The organism is Candidatus Methylacidiphilales bacterium, from assembly GCA_025056655.1.
Classification (GTDB): Bacteria; Verrucomicrobiota; Verrucomicrobiia; order Methylacidiphilales; family JANWVL01; genus JANWVL01.
Map to the genome: position 1 here is coordinate 1 of JANWVL010000021.1, position 4,720 is coordinate 4,720.

Here is a 4,720-nt window from a genome sequence, read left to right on the forward strand (position 1 = left end):
AAGAAACTTAGAATGGAGTTGTTGCTGGCGGGGTAAGCAACGGAACAAGAGCTGTCAAGTTAGATGTATTTGTGGATGCCAAGGCTTGTGCTACTTGCAATGCGATCTTTTTTAGTTCCTCCGGATCCGTTACACTAGTAAGTAGCGTCGTCGAAGGCGTGGCCCCTTTACTGTCAAAGAATGCCTTATTTTGCTGATAAAGAAGCAGGAGTGCCTCTTTTAAAGCTTGGGTGTTATTTAAAACCTCGTTGCCAATTGTATTGACTTTACTCATCCCCGAAATCTCTAACGCCTTATCATTTTGATTTTTGGGTGGTTCCAAAGCATACCATTGTTTGAAATTGTCGCTTATACTTCCTCCTTGTGCGTAGTCGCTAACCCTGCTTGCAAATGCTTCCATACCCTTAATCGGATCGATCCAACCCACGAGCGGCTCTTCCTCCATATCTTCGGGTGTTAATAGCCGTGCAATTTCCGATTGTGCGATCAACTCAGCCTGGGCAACATCGAATAGAGCACGCACTGTGCTTTCTGGCGGTAGTTTCTGGCCTTTTTTCGGGTCAATAACTTGTTTTAGCACCCGACGGCGATTGTTGATACTTATCTTCCCTTCTTTCGAATATACAAGAACCTTATGCGTAGTTCTTGCCCTCGGCACCGCACGTGAAGGAGCACCGTTACCTGCTTTAGAAGCCACGTATATTTGCGTGGGCACGGTGCCATCCACAAAGACATAACCAAGCACAGTGTTGACAGCTATTACGCCCGGAAAGTTTCCCATGATCGCGCCTTCCTCTAGATCCACCACATCCACTGGCAATGTCGGTGTCATACCGCTAGCTTGCACTGGATACCACATACTGCCTTGACGGACCTGCCTTGCCAACAACTGCTGCAAACCACGCACATCGAAACGCAGCCGCGTATCTCTTGTCACCTGAATCATCGTAAAACTTTGTGCTTTTTGAATAAACAGCCCCCCATCAGGTCCCGTCTGCACAAGTGCTCCGAGCGGTATTGTATCCCCGCGCCGGATTGGCTGAGCTCCACCTAGTTCACTACTCACGGTAGCGGTGCCTTCCACTGCTATCACTGTATAGTGTGCATAGACCGGAGATGTTCCCCAAACAGCTACCAGGAAAGTTCCACACAAGGCAGTAACGACAAATTTCATAGGATTATTATCCTGTCAAAAATTTTACATGTCAAGGAGTAAAAATAAAAACTTTTAACAGTTCTCCAAGTATTAAGTCCGCTTTGTGTTGATAACAACAAGCTGCTGATAAATTTTACTTATTATGCAAAAATTATTAAAATCTCATTTTTTCCTTGACTTCTCTCAAACTTTCATCTCTATCTCTCCTCACCCTCTCTACTTCGCCCTGAATCCCCCTCTCATCTCGCCTCACACCCCCTACCCTTTGAACCGGTATAGCTAAATCAACGGTCGGCAACATCTGCAGATACTCCCTCTCACTTCTTTGCAAAGCTAGCCCTCTACTTGCCTTCTCTAAAATTTCATTAGTCTTTTGGTTAAGCCGCTTAAGTTGCTCTAAAACCAGCAACACTTTAGCTTGCAAACGATCAGCCGTAATTTTTTGCAATGCCCCTAAGCTCAGATCTCCCCCTTCCCTGGGCTTAGAAAGCACGCGGAGAGGATCCTTTCCATTCAAAAGATTTATCTCGCCAGACTTCAAAAAAACGAACACCCCTTCTTGATCCACCCATAACGCAAAATCCGTGCCTTTTGCCTCGGCCACCCCTCGTGGTGTTCGCAGTATTACACGCTGCTCCTCACCCGTTCGCTGCCCTACCTTTACAAATATCAGCCCTCGATCAACCTCCCCTATCACCTCTCGATAACCGCTCACCAACCGATGCTGCAACCGCATCGAGCTATTCTCTCCCAACCGAATCGAATTCACCCCACCGATAAAAACAGCCACACTACTTGCTGCCCCAGTCTCAAGCAGCGCTCCTGAGCTAAAATCCATCTGCCTACTCGGCTTTACACTCTGCGTATTGATCCTCACATCTCCCACCATCTCCACCAAAGCCATTTTATCCGCCGATACTCGTGGAGTCTGTAACCGATTCGGTGGAGTCACAGGTTCCATCCAAAAAAACGTCTCAACAACATACACTCGATCCGGATACTGCTCCCCATCCGCTATCACATACTCACCTGTCGGTGTCTGTATGTAATTTTCCGGATAAACAAAAACCGCCTTCTTGTCCCGTCCCCTGTAATAAGAGACCAAGCGTGGCCCCTCGTCCTTTCGTGTAGTAAACAGCTTACCCTCTAGATTGATGTTACCCAAATCTATTCGACTTGCCGACAACGGCTGATTAGGCCGATAACCCTGCAACAAAGGCTTCGTCCTTTCAGCTATTTTCTTCTCCACACCCCATTCAGCCCTCCCAACCACCGCTGTCCTCTCATTTTTACCCTTACTTCCCACTGCATCGTGTCCCACCCCGGTCATCTCTTTATTCTGAACCCCCTTCTCCACTTTCGCATCAGGCTTCGCTAACTGCACACTCTCAACCTTGCCAAGCGGCATCTCTTCCATATCTTGAGAAGAATCTTTCAGAAAAGACGGCGACACATCCACCCCCATCTCACCCCCCGTCGAGGGCAACTCCTCTTCCTCCTCCTGCGGTCTCGCAATCACCCGAGTCGTGCTCGCAGACGGCGCTGGCGGCATCCTCTCCACGCCCATAGATTCCACAGCCTGCTCTCTCTTTCCCTCCTCAGAAATCTGCTCCCCCTTTTCTTCAGCTATCCCTCCCCCCACCGGCAACACATACTCTGTCTCCTCCACAATCACATTCCCATCCACCGACACCTGCCCAATATACCCCGGATCCACACGCAACTTCGTCCTATCCTGATTAAATGTCAACGTCACCACAGCCTGCGCATCCATCTGAATCCGCTTCCCCCCCACCATAAAATTCAACCCCGTCGGCCGATCCGCACTCGGCGAAATGATCACCATTAACAAATTACTAATATCCTTCCCATAGCTCACCTCAAACACCACCGGCGGCACCTCCACCACACGCCCTATCGTCGCCTGCGGCAACTCCTCCACTTTCTCCCCTCGCGGCGAGTAAATCAACAACCTCCCATTATCCCCTATCGAAAGATGAAATGCCTGCCCCCACAACTCCAATCCACCACCCAAGCACACACCCCACACCACCACTCGCGCCACCCATAGATTTAATCTTCGTAGCATATCTTACCACCTCCTCATCCAATCTCAATCTGGCCATTTCTGCCCCACTAGCAAGTTTATTCAACTAAAGAGCAAAATCCCTTGCCATCCCCCCACCAAATTGATTAAGTATCTAACTAATTTTATACAAATAAATAAAATCCTTCACTCCTCCTCACCATGCCCCTCCTCACAGCCCTAGCCCACACTATCGCACTTCTACTCCTCCCTCTCACCTCACCAGCCCAAGAAAAAATCTACATCGAATCCCTCTCAAGCCCTGGCCTCTTCTGGACTGTCGACCAAGACCGCGACTCCGCCGTATACCTCACTGCCATCGAAGCCATCCACGACCCCACCACCGCAACTTTCCTAAAAAAACCCAACATCTCCCGCCTCCTCGCCCCCCGCCCCATGCAGCTCATCCTCAGCCTCCTCCCCCCCAACACCATCATCTCCTTCGAATCCGCATCCCGCCCCAACCACTTCCTCCGCCACTTCTCCGGTCGCCTTCGCCTCGACCCCTACGCCGAAAACGACCTCTACGCCGGCGATGCCTCCTTCAAAATTCGCCCCGCACTCGATCCCTCCGCAAACGCCTTTTCCTTTGAATCAGTAAACTTACCCCGCAGCTTCCTCAAACAAGACAAAGACAACGGCATCATCCTCGCCCCCTACGACCCCTTCGACCCCGAGATCGACCGCACTCTCTACTCCTTCCTCATCCACACCTCGCTACCCTCTTCACCCACGACTGCTCCACAAACCCACGACATTCCTCCAGTTAACAATACTCCACCTGCCCAATAATTCTCCACCCGCGCCCCCATTTATGGACCCTCTCTCCTCCACACCCCCACCACTTATCACCCTCTCAACCCAAATCCTCCACGCCGCAAAAAACCTCTACCACCGCTTCGCCCCCATCCTCAGCCCACTCACCCAAGCCCTCTACACTCACCGCCACCACCTCGCCCTCTCCCTCTTCGCCCTCTACCTCATCAACTCCCTGGGCCTCCTCAAAGGCGGCAACATGCACCCTGAAGCCGAAGCCTTTATCTACAACTACCTCGAGCCCTCCCGCTCCTTCGGCGAAAAAATCTTCGACTCCATCCTCAACGACTGGGGCTTCTACCAATCGCGTGAACTCTGCTACCTCACCGAATGGCTCGACGCTCACTTCATAAAAGCAGGCATCCTCCTCGGCGTCCCCTTCTTCTACTCCGTCGTCTTTTACCTCCTCATTGCCCTCGCCTCCTACGTTCACTACCGCGGCTGCCGCACTCACCTCGGCTTCAGCCCTACCACGGCCGCCCTCATCCTAGCCATCTTTTGGTTCTCACCATCGATCTTTGCCTCAGGCTATCTCTTCCGCACCGCCAAAGTCGGTGCAGCCGCCTGCATCATCATCATGGCCTGGTGGCTTTACACCCTCCTTCGCGAGCCCAAGACAAGCGCCTCCAGCGACCTCTCTCCCTCTCAACCCCCCACCTCTC

General features: G+C 51.4%; 4 protein-coding genes. 2 read left to right on the forward strand and 2 right to left on the reverse strand.

Annotated features, from left to right (window positions below; genetic code table 11):
• Positions 1–7: 7 nt before the first annotated feature.
• Positions 8–1,174 carry a hypothetical protein gene (locus NZM04_00870; protein ID MCS7062597.1) on the reverse strand — a complete coding sequence of 389 codons (1,167 nt, stop codon included), beginning with the start codon at positions 1,172–1,174 and terminating at the stop codon, positions 8–10.
• Positions 1,175–1,310: 136 nt separating this feature from the next.
• Entirely contained in the window at positions 1,311–3,245 is a 1,935-nt protein-coding gene (locus tag NZM04_00875; protein ID MCS7062598.1) for a FecR family protein, read from the reverse strand.
• A 159-nt stretch (positions 3,246–3,404) separates the two neighbouring features.
• Here NZM04_00875 and NZM04_00880 point away from each other — a divergent pair, with 159 nt between their 5' ends.
• On the forward strand, positions 3,405–4,034 hold the full coding sequence (locus NZM04_00880) for an AbfB domain-containing protein (GenBank protein MCS7062599.1): 630 nt from the start codon (positions 3,405–3,407) through the stop codon (positions 4,032–4,034).
• A gap of 22 nt (positions 4,035–4,056) precedes the next feature.
• A partial coding sequence (locus NZM04_00885; GenBank protein MCS7062600.1) for a hypothetical protein occupies positions 4,057–4,720 on the forward strand: 664 nt, incomplete at its 3' end.

What these genes read in the sequence shown, in the direction of transcription:
- NZM04_00870 (MCS7062597.1), bottom strand. Translation starts at nt 1,174, where the DNA reads ATGAAATTTGTCGTTACTGCCTTGTGTGGAACTTTCCTGGTAGCTGTT.
- NZM04_00875 (MCS7062598.1), bottom strand. Translation starts at nt 3,245, where the DNA reads ATGCTACGAAGATTAAATCTATGGGTGGCGCGAGTGGTGGTGTGGGGT.
- NZM04_00880 (MCS7062599.1), top strand. Translation starts at nt 3,405, where the DNA reads ATGCCCCTCCTCACAGCCCTAGCCCACACTATCGCACTTCTACTCCTC.